Source organism: Mesorhizobium sp. M0998, from assembly GCF_040318885.1.
In the GTDB taxonomy this organism is placed as follows: domain Bacteria; phylum Pseudomonadota; class Alphaproteobacteria; order Rhizobiales; family Rhizobiaceae; genus Mesorhizobium.
The window spans coordinates 129,216-145,538 of the sequence record NZ_JAMYND010000009.1 but is presented as its reverse complement, the minus strand read 5'-3'; the positions used below and the strand labels follow the sequence as shown (position 1 = coordinate 145,538).

Here is a 16,323-nt window from a genome sequence, read left to right as displayed (position 1 = left end):
GGGGCGAAAGCCGCCAGTTCCGGGACGCGTCGCCCGCCGCCCTCAGCCGGCGGCTCGCCAGAGCCGTTCTTCGGCTTGATGCTCTTCATCAACACCCAGGCCTCGATCAATGTGCCATCGACCGAGAAGTGATCGGTCGACAGAAGCCTCTTCACCTTGGGCTGGGCCAGCACCGCCGCCAGGAACTTCGCCGCGATGTCGCCCTCAAGCAGCCGGTCGCGGTTCTTGGAGAACACCGAGTGGTCCCACGCCGCGTCGTCGACGCCGATCCCGACGAACCAGCGGAACAGAAGATCGTATTCCAGCCGCTCCATCAAAAGCCGCTCCGAGCGGATCGAGTAGAATGCCTGCAGCAACATCGCCCGCAGCAGTTTCTCCGGGGGGATCGATGGCCGTCTGATCGGCGAATACAGCGCCGCGAACTCTCGCGCCAGCGCTGACAGCGCCTCGTTCACAATCAGCCGGATTGCGCGCAACGGATGATCGCGTCGCACCCGCGCTTCAAGATCCACGTAGCTGAACAGTTCGCCCGTCAGTTCGTCCCCGCCTCGCATGCATCGGTCTCCGAATCCCTTCGCAGACAATGAATCATCGTTGCAGACTGTGGCGAGTTCCTTTTTCAACAGATGGGGTGATTGGGGTCTCGCCCGAGCCAAATTGAGGGCGGCTGCTCCTGTCGAGATGTGAGAACGTGGTCGATGTAGATCGCCACAAACATCAGGAGGAGCAGCCATGAAGTATTTTGCCGGACTTGACGTGTCTTTGGAAGAGACCGCGATCTGTGTCGTCGACGAGAGCGGCCGGATCGTGAAGGAAGGGCGGGCGGCGAGTGAGCCGAGGGCGCTTTATGAAGCCTTGCGGAAAATCGATCTGCCGCTGGAGCGCATCGGGCTCGAAGCCTGTTCGCTGACAGCCTGGCTTTATGACGGTATTCGCGCCGAAGGATTGCCGGCGATCTGCATCGAGACCCGGCAGGCCAACGCGGCGATGAAAACGATGCCGAACAAAACCGATCGCAACGACGCCCGCGCCTTGGCGCAGATCATGCGCACCGGCTGGTATCGGCAGGTGCATGTGAAGAGCCAGCAGTGTCGGCTCTGGCGATCCCTCCTCGTTGCGCGACGCACGGTCCTCAATGAAATGCGGACGATCGAAAATGTCGTCAGGGCGATTCTGCGGGAGGCCGGCATCAAGCTCGGCACTCCAGGCCGCGCAGCTTTCGCCCATCGCGTGCGCGAACTGATTGGCGCAGATACGGTCATCATGGCGCTTGTCGAGCCGCTTCTGGCGATCGTGGCAACGATGTTGCGCGAGTTCGGGCGACTGACAAAGCAGGTCTTCAATATCGCCCGCAAGGAGTAAGTCTGCCGGCGCCTCATGTCCGTGCCCGGTGTGGGACCCATCACCGCGCTCGCCTTTCGTGCCACGGTCGATCAGCCGGACCGCTTTCGCCGATCGAGGGATGTCGGAGCGCATTTGGGTCTGACCCCGGCACGCTATCAATCTGGCGAGACGGACATTTAGGGCAAGGTAAGCCGATGCGGTGACGAGCTCGCCCGCACGGCCCTCTATGAGGCGGCTCATTCGCTGCTTGTGCTCAGCAAGAAATGGTCGAGCCTCAGAGCGTGGGGTATGAACGTCGCCAAGCGGCGCGGTATGGCCCGAGCCCGAGTTGCTGTTGCTCGCAAGCTCGCTGTCATCCTGCATCGCATGTGGAGCGATGCGACAGAATTCCGCTTCGGCAAGGCACACGGCCCCGTATCGGCATGAAATACGGGATAACGGACCAACGAAGGAGGAGTTGATTCCGCCCGAAGGAGCGTGATCCGGATCGTTCCCGTGGGGACGATGGGCAAGGCGATCTCGTTAGCAGGCACGATCCTGGGACGAACTCTCCCAAGGTCGTTCAACAGATTGAGAGGGCTCGTGCCAACTCGTAGATCGTGACGATCGTCGGATTTCTGCGGCCTTTCTCCAAACCGCTTATATACTGCTGACCGAAGCCCGAAATCTCGGCAAGCTGCTCCGGCGTCAGATGGTTCTTTTGCCTAAACCTCTGCACATTTCGTCCGACCAACTGGCGCATGTCCATCCGCCAAGTCAGCGCATTAGGCATCTTGACTTTATCAACTACGTTTCAATCCGCCCGCGCAGCAGAGCGTAACGTCACCGTCTGGGAGAAAACATTCCGATACTGCCGTCCGTCAACGCATGTCAGCGCTCCGATGACTGCTGCCGTGGTTCGACGATTTTCTGATAGACGCTTCCACCCCTGCTGCCACCCCTGCTGCTCAGAGGCCGCGAGCGAACTAGCGCTTCGGCGGGGATTATCTCGATGATATCGAGATGGACCTCGCCCAGGACTATAAACCGAATCGAGGCAATATCTGTGTCGACCACTTCACGAATCAAAGCCAGATACTTGTGTCCGACTAGACGGGTATTCATGTATGCGCCATCATCGAGAACATGGACCACGAAAACCCTTGAGCGCAGCGCTTGCAAGCAGTGTAGATCCTGCCCCTTCATTCCTACAAGCGTCGTGAAAATCCGGATGCCAGGCCTCTGGCGTAAGGGCGCTCGACCATTTCGGTGCAATCCGGATTGAGCCAAGGCTCGGAGTACCCGGCGAAACTAATGTCGACGGAAGTTGGTACGCGCGCCAGACATCGCTTGAAAACTTCAAGACGAAGATGCTTCACATGAGAGACCGCTCTTTGCCGATGGGCGAACTTGTCGTGCGGACAATAAGAACATCCGACGATGCAGCCGGTGGTCGTCGTTATTTCCAAAACCCTGCCGCCCGGGATGGCAGAGTCCAGTTCCTGTAAGATCATCGGATTGCCTCTACTTTTCTGGCTCTCTTGAACAATCATGAATTTTCAAATAACAAGGTGACTTGTTTATTCCGGCGGAACGTTGTTTCTCCCGCAAGCATTATTGAATAATGTCTCTTATGATATCTGTATAGCAACCAGGATCTAATATTACACGATAATACGTTCAGCGAATTTTCGATTTACTCAGCAAATATCCATCGATCAAAATTTTCCAAATGAACTCAGTCAGCTTCGCGTTGGGCGGCAATCAACCGCCGGCTCCCTCGGTTTGCTGGGCGGCCCTCGAACCAGCTTTGGGCGCATCGCCGGCACGGCAGGACAGCGAAATCGTAATCTGTCGAGCGTCAGCCGTTGCGGAAGGTGTAGCTTTACCGTTGATGGCCGGCCCGCCGCCGAGATGCGCGCAGAGCACCTCGATCCCTCTGAAAGAAGCCTTTCTGGACGAGGTCGATCATTTCTTGCATGGATTTGCCCTCGTAGACGGGATCGGTAATTATACCCTCGAGCCGCGCACACAGGCGATGGCCTGCTTCGTTGCCTTGGACGGAAGGCCGTAACAGGGAGACGCGTACCCCTCGAGCAGCACCACGTCATCCTCGACGGTTTCCATGCCAAGCTTGACGAGCTTCGCAGTGTCCCGGGCAATGTTTAGCACCTGCGCCTTGGTTTGGGCGGGGCTGGCGGAGGCATCGACACCGAGCGCTGTCGACCGTCCTCGGCGAACCAAACGAGCATGCCGGCATGCGTCGAGCCCGTGACCGTGCAAACGACGATGTAGTCGAAGCCAAACCCAAGCTGTTTCTCCTGGGCGCGCACCTCCTAAGCGAACCCGACGTACCCACGCCCGCCATATTTGCGAACTGAGGCCCCGGCCGGTATCGCGTAGGGCCTGCCGCCCCTTGACTTGACTTCATCGAGCGCCTGTTCCCAACTGCGGCGGATGCCGATATCGAAGCCCTTGTCGACAAGGCGCACTTCTGCTCCATGATGCGGCTCAAGTGAATGTTGCCGACCCGGACGTAGACGGCATCCTCATGCGGAACCCGGCTCTCCTGAACCAGGAGGCATTTCATGCCGACCCTGGCGGCGACCGCGGCGACCATCCGGGTGTGGTTGGACTGCACGCCGCCAATGGAGACCAGCGTATCGCATTTGATGCGATCGCGTCGGGGATGATGTGTTCGAGCTTCCGGAGCTTGTTTCCGCCAAACACGAGACCGGAGTTGCAGTCCTCCCCGTTGGCTTAGATTTCCACCTTTTCCCTAGATGCTCGCCGAGGCGGTCGAGCTTCTCGATGGGCGTTGGTCCAAAGGTGAGCTGATAGCGTTCGAATTTTTTCCAGCATGTTCTCTCCGGCAACACGTGATGGAGCTGAATTAGCCATTCACGATTGATTCTAGAGGCGTCTTTGATTTGACGTCATCTTGCATACGGCGCCAGAAGAGCTCCCATTGCTATTTCCAGCGCCTCGTTCTCATTGAGAGTTGCAACCGCACGCCGGCGTGCGAGAGACTACCCCAATGCGTATGGCATTCAAGAACTGCATCTCTTGGATTGACTACAATGACCGGATTGCGGTCACCACGGACCTCTCAAGCACAGTATCCTTCTAATATCTGCCCAATGTTTATGGTTGGTCCAAAGTGGCGCCAGCTTGAGCACTGACCTTGTCATGGCGCCTCAAGGCAGCAGCAGCGATATGGCCAACATTTGATCGCGCTGGAGCAAATCTGCGGATTCATTCGTCACCTCATCAAGGCCTGGCGGCTCGGATCCAACTTCCTTGCAACTGTAGAAATGCAAAGCCCTTTGGCCAGCTCGGCTAACGCAGCCAGACCGCCAGATCAGAAAGAGCACGCTTGCGAAATAGGCCAACTGAAGGAGCAACGAACAAGCCAGCGTCGTGACGACTACTGTGCGGATGGAATGAGAAGCGAAGTAGACAATCAGAGCGTTGCTGCACAGCACCAGCCCCAGGACGCGACAAAAGATTTTTAAGGGCAACGCCGTTCTCCTGGTTTTGTCTCCTCAGATCATGCTGCGACCTGGTCGGCCGCAACATGGGTCTGGCAGTTCTTCGGGCAGACGCGGCCGCAGGCTCCGCAGCCAATGCAGCGGCCGGCATGGTCGACGACCATGATCATGCGATTGAGCTCGCCATCGAAGTCGTCGTCGTCCTCGCCGTCGCAGGCGCCGAGGATTTCACCCGCGTTATCGACGCTGTAGGGGTGCATGACCTCGCGCGAGCAGACTTTGAAACAGCGGCCGCAGCCGATGCAGGTCGTGCCGTCTATTGCGGTCAGATATTCCGGCATCCATCCGGAGCCGTCGCGGGTGAATGTGCTCCTCATCGTAACTTCTTCATTGCAGCGAGCTCTCTTTTAGCACCATCCAACTCGGCAAAAACGGCCGACGTTTCCTCGGCAACTTCCTCTATGTCCGTCCATTTTCCCGGGAGATTTTCTGCAAGGTCGAGCAATTTCATCTTGGCAATTGCCGCGCGTAGCTGAAGCTTTCGGAATTCCTTCCGCATCTCATCTAGCTTTGACATACATCCTTCCTCGAAATCGGTTTCATCACGCCGGCGCCACGCCGGGATAGGCTTCAATGGCTGCAGTCGCATCGTCGACCAGTTTCGTACCGGCCTCCGCGAGCTTCCTGAACGTCTCGAAGCCGAACCGGTGGATGTCTCGACAGAGCGACCAACCGCCCGGCCGTGAACACCAGGCGTCCGAAGCCCCCATGGGTTTCATCTCCGTCATTGGCGATGTCATCAGGCCGGAGCGCTCCTCGATCGCGAGCCCGACGGCGGTGTAGAACATGTCGAGCCTCCACAGCACGTCCGGCTCGGGATCGCCGATGACAGGCATCGCATGGCGCTGTTTTCTGGTGACGATGAAGTCGGCCAGCAGTTCGGCGTCCGATTTGCCTTCCCACGAGCCGTAAGAGTCTTGAGCACGGATCAGCCGCACGAGGCATCTGACGAACGGGTTGGCAAGGGCCGCCTCGTCCTCGTCGACAGCGGGGCTAACCGCGGCTTCAGACATTTCATTTCTCCTCATTCAGTCCTCTTCCTCGAAGGACGATTTCTGTTTTCTGGGACGCCTACTTTGGGCACACTTGCGCAGCCGACGCCCGGCTCGGGGCGGCCAATTCCACGCTATTGGTGTCGCTACGGCCGACTTTGGGCGCGTCCTCGACTGCGAGGTCTTCCACCACGGCGAGAATTCGCGACCTTATGCGCGAGCTTGTTCCCCCTTTGAGACGGGGCACGAGGGTTCAAGGAAGGGAGAGCATCGCTCGTCTTGCGCATCTGCGTGCAGTCAGCCTTCACTCAGTGTTGCTGACTCTCAATTCGCAAAGGCCGTGCCAACGCGCTAAGCGCGCAGTAAATGCTTGATTGCACTTAAAAACCGTCCGGGTGCCCAAGATAGCCGGTTGTATTGGACGCGACACTGTCAGGTCTTGGACACGCATCACGTGCTTCGCGTCGCCAGAGAAGCGTGGCCACGGACGACTCGACATATATTCGGGCTGATGGACGAGCAGATGGACATCGTGACTGCGTTGGCTACCGCCAGACTCGTCATCATCGTCGGCCTCAAGCCTTGCTTGAGCTTCTTGCCATCTCGGTCGCTGGTGGTAGCAGAACGCCATTGCGATTGCAGGGCCGCTCCATCCGAGCATCGCCTCTGCCCTACCCTTCCGCTTTGCCATTGATTTCCTGGCTCGCGACGCAGGAGTTCTTCACGAGGCCCGGTCCAGCTGCGGGTCGCGAGTACCGTCATCACCAGATTGACGATGACGATCGTGGCGAAGAGGGCCAGATGAGTGCCAGCATATGCCGGCCGGTGAACTCTGCGGGATCCCTCTTTGTGTTTACTTCTGTCTTCCGGTGCTCAGGTGCAACGGGACCTCGCGGCGCGACGTGAGCGTTGGCGGAATTGCAAACCCAAAGACCGCTCGGTCGCCACGCAGGTTGGGCCGGACCAACGGGAAACGCTGGAGATGCGGCTGTCCGCCACTAACCCGGGCTACGATCCCAGAGATGACAAGGCGATTGATGCCATCGTTCGCGCCGACGCCGGCAAGAGCCCGACCGTCCCGACTCGAAGGTCGGTGCCTTGGCCACTGCACGGTCGTTGCGGTGGTCAGCTCCCGGCCAGTGGTGAGGGAAATCGTGATAACGCCAATACGATGCGGCTACGGTCCGAACGCGGCCTGCCGCGCTGAAGCGACTCTCTTTCTCGACCTGACGCCGACCTGAAGCGGTGGTTCTGCATTGAGGAGCGCCTGTACCTCTGCGCGGCCTTTGGGCTCCGCGTTGCGGATCATCTCGGGCGAGGAGAACCCCCGAGCGCGCGTTAGAGACGTCCGGGATGATCCGGCGACGGCGCTTGCAGATTCGAGCCTCGCGAAATTTGCGCTTTGCGCGATCTTCCTCCGACTTGGCATCAGGATAGGTGACCCAAGGGGGGTAGAGCTTCGAACAGCGTCGGTGCTTGCTTGGAACCGTCAGCGAGCCAAAAACAACGGCAATGACGGCTTCCCAACTATCCATCTCGTCACGCCGCCGAAGAGCCGCTCGCGCAGCCGGCGGCTGCCGTAAGCGCCCATGACTATCATGTCGGCAGACGTGTCGATTGCGTGCTGCGCGAGCACCGTGGCCACTGGTTTGCCGGCGCTCGCCAGCCGGTCAATCGACACCCAAGCACCGTGCCGAGTGAGATAGGCGGCGATGTCGGCTCCCGGCTCGGTACCGTTTCCGGTGCAGGTCGCCTCCGGATCGACTAATGCGACACGAACTTCCTCAGCACCGGCTAGCAGATCCAGCGCTTCCCGAACCGAACGGGACGCCTCGACTCGCGAATCCCAGCCGACCAGCACGCGCCGTGGCGATAGAGTCGCCTCAGCGCCCTCCGGCACGACAAGCACCGGCTTTCCGGTATCGAACAGGCTGCCGTTGATAACAAGGGGTCCGAGATTAATGTCGTTGAGAAGTGCGGGGCCGACGATTGTCAGGTCGTTGCAGAGCGCCCGCTGTCGCACCGCGCCACCGACGCTGGCCTGATCGCAGTTGGCGATATCGACATCATAGCACCGCCACGTGGCTCTCAGCAGTTTGTGAATTTCCCTGAATGTCGTTTCCAGTCTGACCATGTCGTGTGAAAATCTCTCGATTTGCCTATATCGTTTTTCCAGTCTGGCAATGGCCTGTGCGCGTTGCGTAGGCCACACGGGGATGCCATCGCCCAGCAGCGGAGGCGACATAACGAGCCGCGGAGGCGACATAATCAGTACGGACAGATACGCGCCGACCTCGGCACACAGGCCGGCTGCTATTCTTATATCCTGATCGGAGTGGTCCGCTCCCGTCACACTGAGTACGCTTCTGAAAGCCATTTGACTGCTTCTTTCTGAATATGTCGTACCTGCCGGCGCGTTTCGAAGCCGCAAGACTTGCCCTCAGCACGGCGGAAATGCGGAGTGGCACCACATCGGTTATCTATTCAGCCGTCCGGCCACTCGAGCGAGTAGCCGGCCGACCTGACGGTACGAATGACGCTGGAGGGGGAGGCCGCCTTCAGCGCCCTTCTGAGCCGGCTGATATGGACATCCACGGTGCGTACACCGACATGGATATTGGCCGGCCAGGCCGCGCTGATCAGCTCGTCTCTGGTGAAGACCTTGCCGGGAGTCTCAAGCAAAAGCCGCAGCAGGTTGAACTCGATCGGCCCAAGGTGGACTTCGTGGCCATTACCCCGAACCCGGTGGGCATCGAGCCTTATCTCAAGGTCGCCACAGGAGATCCAGCCGCCGTTTTCAATCCCGTTTGAACCCGGCTTCGGCAGCGCCAGCTTCGTCCGTAAACAGTCAAGCAGCTTGGCCGGCGCGATCGGCCGCACAAAGCTCTCGTCAATGCCTGCCTTCAAGAGATCGAGGTGCTGGTTCTCGGCGCCGGGCGCGATCAGGGCAATAACCGGCAGGCCGCCGGTCCGGGGCTCCCCCTTGAGCCGGGCGCAGATTGTGGAGCCTGTCGCGCTTGCTGGCCCGCAGTCCAGCACTACCGCCTGGAGCTCCCGTTCATCGGCCAATGCAAGTGCTTCCTTCACGCCGCCTGCCGGCTCACTCGTGAAGCCGTCCACTCCCAGAATGTGGCTGAGGAACAGATACAACTCAGCATCTTGCGAACAGATCAGGACCAGTGGCTTCATCAGCGCTACCCCAAGAACCAAATCGGCCTCGACCGCCTCGGTTGAGTGGGCTGGCCATCGCATGTCCTCAAGGCCTGACATGATCCCCTTGATCGAAAATCGGTTTCATCACGCCCGCGCCACCTCGGGATGAGCCTCAATGGCTGCGGTGGCATCGTCGGCCAGTTTGGTACCGGCCGCGGCGAGTTTCCAGAACGTCTCGAAGCCGAACCGGTGGACGTCGCGCAGGGTCTTCGACAGAACGACCAACCGCCCGGCCGTGAGAAGCACGCGCCCGAAGCCCTCATGGCTCATCTCCATCATCGGCGATGCCATCAGGCCGGAGCGCTCCTCGATCGCAAGCCCGACGGCAGTGTAAAACATCTCAAGCCTCCACAGCACGTCCGGATCGGGATCGCCGATGATCGGGATCGCACGGCGCTGTTTTCTGGTGACGATGAAGTCGCCCAGCAGCTCGGCGTCCGATTTGCCTTCCCAAGACCCGTGGGAATCATGAGCCCGGACCAGCCGCACGAGACATTTGACGAACGGGGTGGCAAGGGCCGCCTCGTCCTCGGCGACAGCAGGGCTAACCACGGCGTCAGACATTTCGCCAACTCCTCATTTCAGTCCTTGTCCTCGAAGGACGGTTTCTGTTCGGCGACACCTGCCCTGCGCCAGCACCTTGCGCAGCCAAGGGGGAGGACACGTCCTGAGCATCATCTGCGTGCGCAACAGCACCTCTTGGATGGTTTGGGGGTGCGGCACTTTGATCGGATGAATTTTTGCCGAAACAACCTTGGCTGCCGAAGGTCCGCCGATCGCCAGACAAAACAGGAGATGACAGCCCTTCAGCGCCTCCACCTTCGGGGTGATGCGGTCGTCGCCCTCAGTTCGGTGCTCCCCGCTCTCATCGGAAACGTCATCGAAGGCCACGGCCTCGACGAGATTCCACTCCTCGCGCGTCACGTCGTAGACAGCAAAGCGCCTGGCCGAACCGAAATGGGCGTTGAGGTTCTTCATGTCCTGCGTGGCGACCGCCACGCGCAATGCGCCGGCTTGGCGTTCCGGCGTCGGTGCGTGAACCTCGTCAGTGACGAGCGAGAGGCGACGAACGGAGCTCATCTGGCATTTCTCGCTTACGGAGTGGATCGAGCGCCTCAGGTGTCGGCGCGTGCCGGTTGGCTTCAAAAATGTTGGCAACCTCGAAGATCAGGTCGCGGGTCCCTTGGTAGAGGATTGTGAGCTTGTGCTGGCTGCCGAGCCGGTCGAAGATCGGGAAGCCGACCCGCATGAGCGGAATGCCGAGGCGCTGCGCCGCCTGGCGGCCATGGGAATGGGTGACGAGAAGATCAGCGCCGGCGCCAAGAGCTTCCAAATCGCCGAGATCGCCGATCTGAACCGACTGCGCCGGTACTTCCTCCAAAATTTTCGACATGTCGGTCGTGGTGACCGCCGCCGCGATTTCGGAGCCCATTCCGATGAAGAAGCTCGCGAGTTGGTAGAGTTGGTCTGGTTCAGCAGCGATCGCAATTTTCTTGCCTCCAAAGTGGAAATGTCCGTCGAGCAACGCGTCCTGCAACTGCGCCCGGCGACGGCGCACCCCAGCCGGCGCCGCCGCGCCCGAAACCGCGGACAGCAGCGAGACGAACCGGTCGGCGTCCTTCAATCCAGTCAGCGACCGGAACAGCACGTAAGGCACGCCGGTCAACCTCTGCAGCAGCTCCGCCGGGCGGCGCATATGCTCACCGATGACGATGCATTGCTCGGCCGTGCCAAGCTCACGGATATCCTCGACACTGGTGCCGCCATAGGTGGTCGTGACCCAGCGGTCGGGCACCGTACCGTCGAGCGAGCCGGAGACGTCCGGCAGAATCACCGGCTTGACTCCAAAGCTTTCAACCATCTCACGCAAATGCTCGATATCAGCCACGGTGAGGTTCCAGCCAGGCAGGATCACGATCTTCTTCGACTGCCGCGCCTGCTCGCCGGGACGCGTAATCCTTTCGATCATGGCGGTGACAGCCTTGGCCCAGCCCTCTTCGATCGCGCCGTCGAAATCCGGTGTGTTGGCTAGCACCACCTCCGTACCCGCGAGTTCTTCCGTGCGCTTCAGCCTGATACTGGCGATATCTCCTGCGCAGTCTTCGCCCCGGGTTTCCACCAGCGCCGTCGTGCAGACCCCGATCAGCGTTGGCTTTGTGCGGGCCTTGAGGTTGAGGATCGCGTCTTCCAGATGCTCTGCCCCGCCGAGGATCGTCGCCACCTCGTCCATCGCCGTTGTCTGCAAGGGGATGGCTTCCTTGAAATGCCGCACGAAGAGCACGAGGGCGAAGCTGGTGCACCCTTGGCTGCCGTGGAACAACGGCATCGCACCGTCGACGCCAAGAAAGGCCAAGGCGGCACCCAGCGGCTGCGATGACTTCAGCGGATTGACCGCCGCCGCTTTCGTCTGGGGAAGGATGCGGACCATCGGCTTTCCTCAACACTCGCCGAGATCGTCGGCCATCGTGCCGGCGAATTTCTTGAAAGCCTGGACGGTCGCGGTCTCGCTCCTTGTGCTCGGCAGTTCCTCCCTCACCGCAGGCTGGCAATCCCATGGTGCCGGCTCCCGCACCTGGCGCCAGATCGGGTTATGAATGGCGAGGTCGATCTGGCGTACGAGTTCCACCATGCCGTCATAGCCGGCGTAAGGGTGTTGGCGCTCCTGGTTGATATCGAGCCAGGGTGTCTTGGCCTTAAGCGCGATGAACTGCGTGCGCCCGCCCGACAGCATGATATCGGCCTTGTGTTCTGAGAGCATCGCGTAAAGCTCGCGCGCTGCCATCTGCTCGAATATGTGGTTGTCGTCCTTGAGTATCTGCTTGATTCGCTCCTTGTCTTCGACCGTCGACTTCTTGACCGAGGTGCCGACGATCTCGATGCCGATCTCCATCAGCGCATGAACGACGGACCAGGACTTCACACCGCCGGTGTTGAGCAGCACGCGCTTGCCTTCGAGCCTCGGCCGGTAGGCCGTGAGCTTCTTCCAAGCGATCGCCTCCTCATCTGCAATCAATGCCTCGGTGCGGCCGAGGATCTCCGGATCGGCACCCTTCTTCACGAGCAGCTGAGAGATCTGCCGGAGCGCTTCCGAGGTGTCGGTGATGCCGTAGAAGGAGCCCTCGAAGAACGGAATATCCCAGTGCTGCTCCATCTTGCGGGCGAGATTGATGAGCGCGGTCGAGCACACCATCATAGCCGCCCGGGCGCGGTGCGCGCAGGCAATGTCGAGGTAACGCGCGTCGCCCGGAATGCAGGCGCGCACCCGGATGCCGAGCCGATCCAGCAGCGGCTTCACCAGCCAAAATTCGCCCGAGAGGTTGAATTCGCCAAGAATGTTGATGTCGTAAGGGCCGGCATCGTCGGGCTCCACCGTGCCGATGACATGCTCGAGCAACGCCTCGCCGGCAAGCTTGTTGCCGAGATTCTTGGAGCCTACGAAGCCCGGCGCATTGACCGGCACCACCGGTAGGCCGAACTTTTCCGCCGCGCGCGTACAGACGGCCTCGATGTCGTCGCCGATCAGCGCCGTCACACAGGTCGGATAGACGAAGATCGCCGGCGGCCCATACGCTTCCTTGATTTCGCGGATCGCTTTGAAAAGCTTCCGCTCGCCCTGCCCCATCACAACATCGAGTTCGGTGAGGTCGGTCGTGAAGCTCGTGCGCCACAGCGTTGGCCCGGACGAAGCCGCACCGCGGTTGTCCCAGGAATTGCCCTCGCAGGCGAGCGGCGCATGGATCAGGTGCGCGACGTCGGTGATCGGCTGCAGCACGATCTTGGCGCCATCGAAGGCACAGCCGCCGGCCGCCGCCCCGGGGGTCAGTGGCTTCGAACAGCCCTCCTTGCGCGCCTTGGCATCCTTGCCGCGGTTCTGCTCGCAGGCGGGCTCGTTGAAGACATCCTGGATTTTGGCTCTGAGCGAGGACATTGCGTCGGTCTCCAAAGTCCCTCGGGAAGACGACCGGCCTCACCGACGAGCCGGCGCCACGCTTAGCGGGTGAGGTCATACGAATAGTCCGTCACGCCCGTCTCGCTTGTCTCGCGATCGAGCTTGTCGAAGATCTTGTCGAGGATCGTCGTCAGGACGCGCAACCCGCCTTGGTAGCCCATAAGCGCAAACCGATGGTGATGGTGGCGGTCGAAGATCGGAAACGTCAGCCGGATCAGCGGCGTCCCGGTGTCGCGCTCCAGATACTTGCCATAGGAGTTGCCGATCAGCAGGTCCACCGGCTCGGTGAAGAGCAGCGAGCGCATCGCCCAGAGGTCCTTGCCCGCCCAGACTTGAGCATCCTTGCCGAAGGGTGATGATGCAAGCAGTTCCTTCAAGTCCGCTTCCCATGCCGAGGTGCCGTTGGTGGCGAGGCAATGGGTCGGCTCGCCGCCCGTCTCCATGATGAAGCGGGCCATGCCGTAGACAAAGTCCGGATCCCCGTAGATGGCGTATTTCTTACCGTGCAGCCAGGATTGGCTGTCCGCCATGGCGTCAACAAGTCGGCCGCGCTCCAGGCGGATTGCCTCGGGGATTTGCTTGCCGGAAATCGCGGAGACCTCCATCAGGAACTCGTCGGTCGCCTGGACTCCGAGCGGGTAATGGAACGAGGCAGTCGCCTGCCCTACCCCCTCGCAATACTCCAGTGTTTTTCGGGTGTTGTAATGCTGTAGCGAGAGTGTCGCCTCCGCGTTGAGTGCCTTCCTCACGTCTTCGATCTTCGTGCCGCCGTCGTACATGCGGTATTCGCCGTCCGACGGCGTGTCGAACTGGTCAGAGGCGTCTTGGATGAAGGTATAGGACACGCCTATCAGATCGAGCAGGCGCTTGAGCTCCCGGTTGTTGCCAACGCAAAAGCCGTCGAAACCCGGAATGATGTTGATGGTTCCCTCGGCTTCGGTTCGCTCCTCGCCTTTCCAGAAGTGCTCCAAAATGCCCTTGACCGTTACGTCATAGCCGTCGACATGACTACCGACGAAGGCCGGCGTGTGGGCGAAGGGCACGTCGAAGTCGCGCGGGACCGAGCCTTCGTCCTTGGCGTTCTCGATGAAGCTGTGCAGGTCGTCGCCAATGACCTCGGCCATACAAGTGGTCGAGACGGCGATCATCTTCGGGTCGTAGAGTTGGTACGTGTTGGCTAGCCCGTCGACCATGTTCTTCAGACCGCCGAACACTGCCGCGTCCTCGGTCATCGAGGAGGAAACTGCCGAAGCAGGCTCCTTGAAATGGCGCGACAGGTGCGAGCGGTAATAGGCCACGCAGCCCTGGCTGCCGTGGACGAAGGACATGGTTCGCTCGAAGCCCGCGGCCGCGAATACCGCGCCGAGCGGCTGGCAGGCCTTGGCGGGGTTCACGACAAGCGCTTCGCGAGCAAGGTTCTTTTCGCGGTATTCCCACGTCTTGGTGAATTCGCGTTGGTCGGTAACGACCTGGTCCGGGTGCGGACATTCGAAATTCAGCCTCTTCTCGGCGAGCATCTGCCTGTATTCCGGCTCGCGGAACAGGGGCGCGTGGTCGAGAACTTTTTCAGCCGACTGCGGCATGGGTGTTTACCTCTTCTCCCATCTGGCCGCGCCATACGGCGGGACAGGGACATCGAAACGTTTCAGGTCTCCCGCGGACAAAGGGCCACAGGCGTTTAACGGCCTCCCGGCTTACGGGAGGCCAGGTTTTCATTCGGCTGCGATCGCCGCCGACGGCTCGGCTTTTTTCTTCCAGGGGGCGTCGTAGAGGTTCCAGACCGGGTTGTTGATGGCCAGATCCATGTCGCGGGCGAAGATGGCGAAGCCGTCGTAGCCGTGATACGGGCCGGAATAATCCCAGGAATGCATTTGACGGAACGGTATGCCCATCTTCTGGACCGGGTACTTTTCTTTGATGCCGGAGCCAACGAGATCAGGATGGATCCCCTCAATGAACTTCTCCAGCTCGTAACCGCTCACGTCGTCATAGATCAGCGTGCCCTTCTTCACGTAATGGCCGGTACGCTGATAGTCGTCGTTATGGCCAAATTCATAGCCAGTGCCGACGATCACCATGCCCAGATCCTCATATGCCGTGACGACGTGACGGGGGCGCAGCCCGCCGACATAGAGCATCACCGTCCTGCCTTCGAGGCGCGGCCGATATTTGGCGATGACGGCATCGACCAGCGGCCGGTATTTGGCGATGACCGCCTCGGCCTTGGCCTCGATTTCCGGCCCGAAATGCTTGGCTATCTTGCGCAGAGAGGCTTCGGTCTGGGAGGGGCCGAAGAAATTATACTCCATCCAGTCGATGCCATACTTTTCCTCCATGTGCCGGCAGATGTAGTTCATCGACCTGTAGCAATGGATGAGATTGAGCTTGGCCTTCGGCGCGCGCTCTATTTCGGCCAGCGTAGCGTCGCCCGACCAGTTGCCGACCACGCGCAGGCCCATCTCCTCGAGCAGGATGCGCGAAGCCCAGGCGTCGCCGCCGATATTATAGTCGCCGATCACATTGACATCGTACGGGCCGGCCTCGAACTCAATGTCCTTCTTCTCGAAGACCCAGTCGCGGATCGCATCGTTGGCGATGTGGTGGCCGAGGGATTGCGAGACGCCGCGGAAGCCCTCGCAGCGCACCGGCACGATCGTCTTTTCGTGCTCCTTGGCCTTGTTGCGGGACACAGCTTCGGTGTCGTCGCCAATCAGGCCGATCGGGCATTCGGATTGCACAGTCATGCCCTTGTTCAGCGGAAACAGTTCCTCGATCTCGTCGATGATCCGTTCCAGCTTCTTGTCGCCACCAAAAACGATGTCCTTCTCCTGGAAATCGGAGGTGAACTGCATCGTGACGAACGTGTCGATGCCGGTCGTGCCGACGTAATAGTTGCGGCGTTGCGACCAGGAATATTGCCCGCAGCCGACCGGGCCGTGCGAGATATGGACCATATCCTTGACTGGACCCCACACCACGCCTTTCGAGCCGGCATAGGCGCAGCCGCGAATCGTCATCACGCCGGGGATGGACTTGATGTTCGATTTGACCTCGCATTCGGAAAGGGCCTCGCTATCCTCGCCAGCCTCGTCGCTGCTCTTTGCCACGCTGAGGTGCTTTTTGCGGCGCTTGGCCGCCTTGTCAGGATATTGCGACAGCACCTCCTCGATAAGCTTCGCATGGAGGGCGCCGTCATTCTCGTATTCCGGGCTCATGGGACCCCTTTCAAGGTTCAGGGTGACGCCTCACCGACGAGGCGCCGTTCTTTGAAAGGCGCGCCAGGTCCGGCCGCGCC

Annotated in this window: 12 protein-coding genes and 4 pseudogenes; 1 reads left to right on the top strand and 15 read right to left on the bottom strand. The window is 60.3% G+C overall.

What is annotated here, in order from left to right:
• Nucleotides 1-29: 29 nt before the first annotated feature.
• Nucleotides 30-554: pseudogene (locus tag NKH59_RS11350) on the bottom strand (transposase); the annotation flags it as partial.
• A gap of 178 nt (nucleotides 555-732) precedes the next feature.
• Between NKH59_RS11350 and NKH59_RS11345 the strand changes: the two are divergent.
• Nucleotides 733-1,770, top strand: a pseudogene (locus NKH59_RS11345) (IS110 family RNA-guided transposase).
• 136 nt (nucleotides 1,771-1,906) lie between these two features.
• On the opposite strand, the gene NKH59_RS11340 reads toward NKH59_RS11345, so the two are convergent.
• From NKH59_RS11340 to nifD, 14 genes and pseudogenes are all read right to left on the bottom strand, one after another.
• Complete coding sequence (locus NKH59_RS11340) at nucleotides 1,907-2,092, bottom strand: helix-turn-helix domain-containing protein (protein WP_353021941.1); 186 nt, start codon at nucleotides 2,090-2,092, stop codon at nucleotides 1,907-1,909.
• A 1,092-nt stretch (nucleotides 2,093-3,184) separates the two neighbouring features.
• Nucleotides 3,185-4,199, bottom strand: a pseudogene (locus tag NKH59_RS11335) (1-aminocyclopropane-1-carboxylate deaminase).
• A gap of 321 nt (nucleotides 4,200-4,520) precedes the next feature.
• Entirely contained in the window at nucleotides 4,521-4,844 is a 324-nt protein-coding gene (locus NKH59_RS11330) for an exopolysaccharide production repressor protein (RefSeq protein WP_353021869.1), read from the bottom strand.
• A 29-nt stretch (nucleotides 4,845-4,873) separates the two neighbouring features.
• Complete coding sequence (fdxB, locus tag NKH59_RS11325; protein WP_353021867.1) at nucleotides 4,874-5,191, bottom strand: ferredoxin III, nif-specific; 318 nt, start codon at nucleotides 5,189-5,191, stop codon at nucleotides 4,874-4,876.
• Nucleotides 5,188-5,391, bottom strand: a complete 204-nt coding sequence (locus NKH59_RS11320; RefSeq protein ID WP_353021864.1) for a CCE_0567 family metalloprotein — start codon at nucleotides 5,389-5,391, stop codon at nucleotides 5,188-5,190. The genes fdxB and NKH59_RS11320 overlap by 4 nt, the downstream gene beginning before the upstream one ends.
• 25 nt (nucleotides 5,392-5,416) lie before the next feature.
• Entirely contained in the window at nucleotides 5,417-5,887 is a 471-nt protein-coding gene (locus NKH59_RS11315; protein ID WP_353021861.1) for a NifX-associated nitrogen fixation protein, read from the bottom strand.
• Between the two features lie 1,468 nt (nucleotides 5,888-7,355).
• Nucleotides 7,356-8,243 carry a universal stress protein gene (locus NKH59_RS11310; RefSeq protein WP_353021858.1) on the bottom strand — a complete coding sequence of 296 codons (888 nt, stop codon included), beginning with the start codon at nucleotides 8,241-8,243 and terminating at the stop codon, nucleotides 7,356-7,358.
• Between the two features lie 107 nt (nucleotides 8,244-8,350).
• Complete coding sequence (locus tag NKH59_RS11305) at nucleotides 8,351-9,055, bottom strand: response regulator transcription factor (RefSeq protein ID WP_502908692.1); 705 nt, start codon at nucleotides 9,053-9,055, stop codon at nucleotides 8,351-8,353.
• A gap of 108 nt (nucleotides 9,056-9,163) precedes the next feature.
• Nucleotides 9,164-9,643 (bottom strand): NifX-associated nitrogen fixation protein, encoded by a 480-nt coding sequence (locus NKH59_RS11300; protein WP_353021854.1) that lies wholly within the window; start codon nucleotides 9,641-9,643, stop codon nucleotides 9,164-9,166.
• A gap of 17 nt (nucleotides 9,644-9,660) precedes the next feature.
• Nucleotides 9,661-10,159 (bottom strand): annotated as a pseudogene (nifX, locus tag NKH59_RS11295) (nitrogen fixation protein NifX).
• Nucleotides 10,125-11,507: a nitrogenase iron-molybdenum cofactor biosynthesis protein NifN gene (gene nifN, locus NKH59_RS11290; protein WP_353021852.1), complete on the bottom strand. Its 1,383-nt coding sequence runs from the start codon at nucleotides 11,505-11,507 to the stop codon at nucleotides 10,125-10,127. Before nifN ends, nifX begins: the two are co-directional and overlap by 35 nt.
• Nucleotides 11,508-11,516: 9 nt before the next feature.
• Nucleotides 11,517-13,007: a nitrogenase iron-molybdenum cofactor biosynthesis protein NifE gene (gene nifE / locus NKH59_RS11285; RefSeq protein ID WP_352843535.1), complete on the bottom strand. Its 1,491-nt coding sequence runs from the start codon at nucleotides 13,005-13,007 to the stop codon at nucleotides 11,517-11,519.
• 62 nt (nucleotides 13,008-13,069) lie between these two features.
• Nucleotides 13,070-14,611 carry a nitrogenase molybdenum-iron protein subunit beta gene (gene nifK, locus NKH59_RS11280; RefSeq protein ID WP_352843534.1) on the bottom strand — a complete coding sequence of 514 codons (1,542 nt, stop codon included), beginning with the start codon at nucleotides 14,609-14,611 and terminating at the stop codon, nucleotides 13,070-13,072.
• Nucleotides 14,612-14,740: 129 nt separating this feature from the next.
• Nucleotides 14,741-16,243 carry a nitrogenase molybdenum-iron protein alpha chain gene (nifD, locus tag NKH59_RS11275; protein WP_353021851.1) on the bottom strand — a complete coding sequence of 501 codons (1,503 nt, stop codon included), beginning with the start codon at nucleotides 16,241-16,243 and terminating at the stop codon, nucleotides 14,741-14,743.
• Between the last annotated feature and the right edge of the window lie 80 nt (nucleotides 16,244-16,323).

Bases quoted from the DNA above. Each gene is read 5' to 3' on its own strand.
- NKH59_RS11315 (WP_353021861.1), bottom strand. From the start codon at position 5,887: ATGTCTGAAGCCGCGGTTAGCCCCGCTGTCGACGAGGACGAGGCGGCC.
- NKH59_RS11340 (WP_353021941.1), bottom strand. From the start codon at position 2,092: ATGGACATGCGCCAGTTGGTCGGACGAAATGTGCAGAGGTTTAGGCAA.
- NKH59_RS11305 (WP_502908692.1), bottom strand. From the start codon at position 9,055: ATGAAGCCACTGGTCCTGATCTGTTCGCAAGATGCTGAGTTGTATCTG.
- NKH59_RS11310 (WP_353021858.1), bottom strand. From the start codon at position 8,243: ATGGCTTTCAGAAGCGTACTCAGTGTGACGGGAGCGGACCACTCCGAT.
- nifE (WP_352843535.1), bottom strand. From the start codon at position 13,007: ATGTCCTCGCTCAGAGCCAAAATCCAGGATGTCTTCAACGAGCCCGCC.
- nifK (WP_352843534.1), bottom strand. From the start codon at position 14,611: ATGCCGCAGTCGGCTGAAAAAGTTCTCGACCACGCGCCCCTGTTCCGC.
- nifD (WP_353021851.1), bottom strand. From the start codon at position 16,243: ATGAGCCCGGAATACGAGAATGACGGCGCCCTCCATGCGAAGCTTATC.
- nifN (WP_353021852.1), bottom strand. From the start codon at position 11,507: ATGGTCCGCATCCTTCCCCAGACGAAAGCGGCGGCGGTCAATCCGCTG.
- NKH59_RS11300 (WP_353021854.1), bottom strand. From the start codon at position 9,643: ATGTCTGACGCCGTGGTTAGCCCTGCTGTCGCCGAGGACGAGGCGGCC.
- fdxB (WP_353021867.1), bottom strand. From the start codon at position 5,191: ATGAGGAGCACATTCACCCGCGACGGCTCCGGATGGATGCCGGAATAT.
- NKH59_RS11320 (WP_353021864.1), bottom strand. From the start codon at position 5,391: ATGTCAAAGCTAGATGAGATGCGGAAGGAATTCCGAAAGCTTCAGCTA.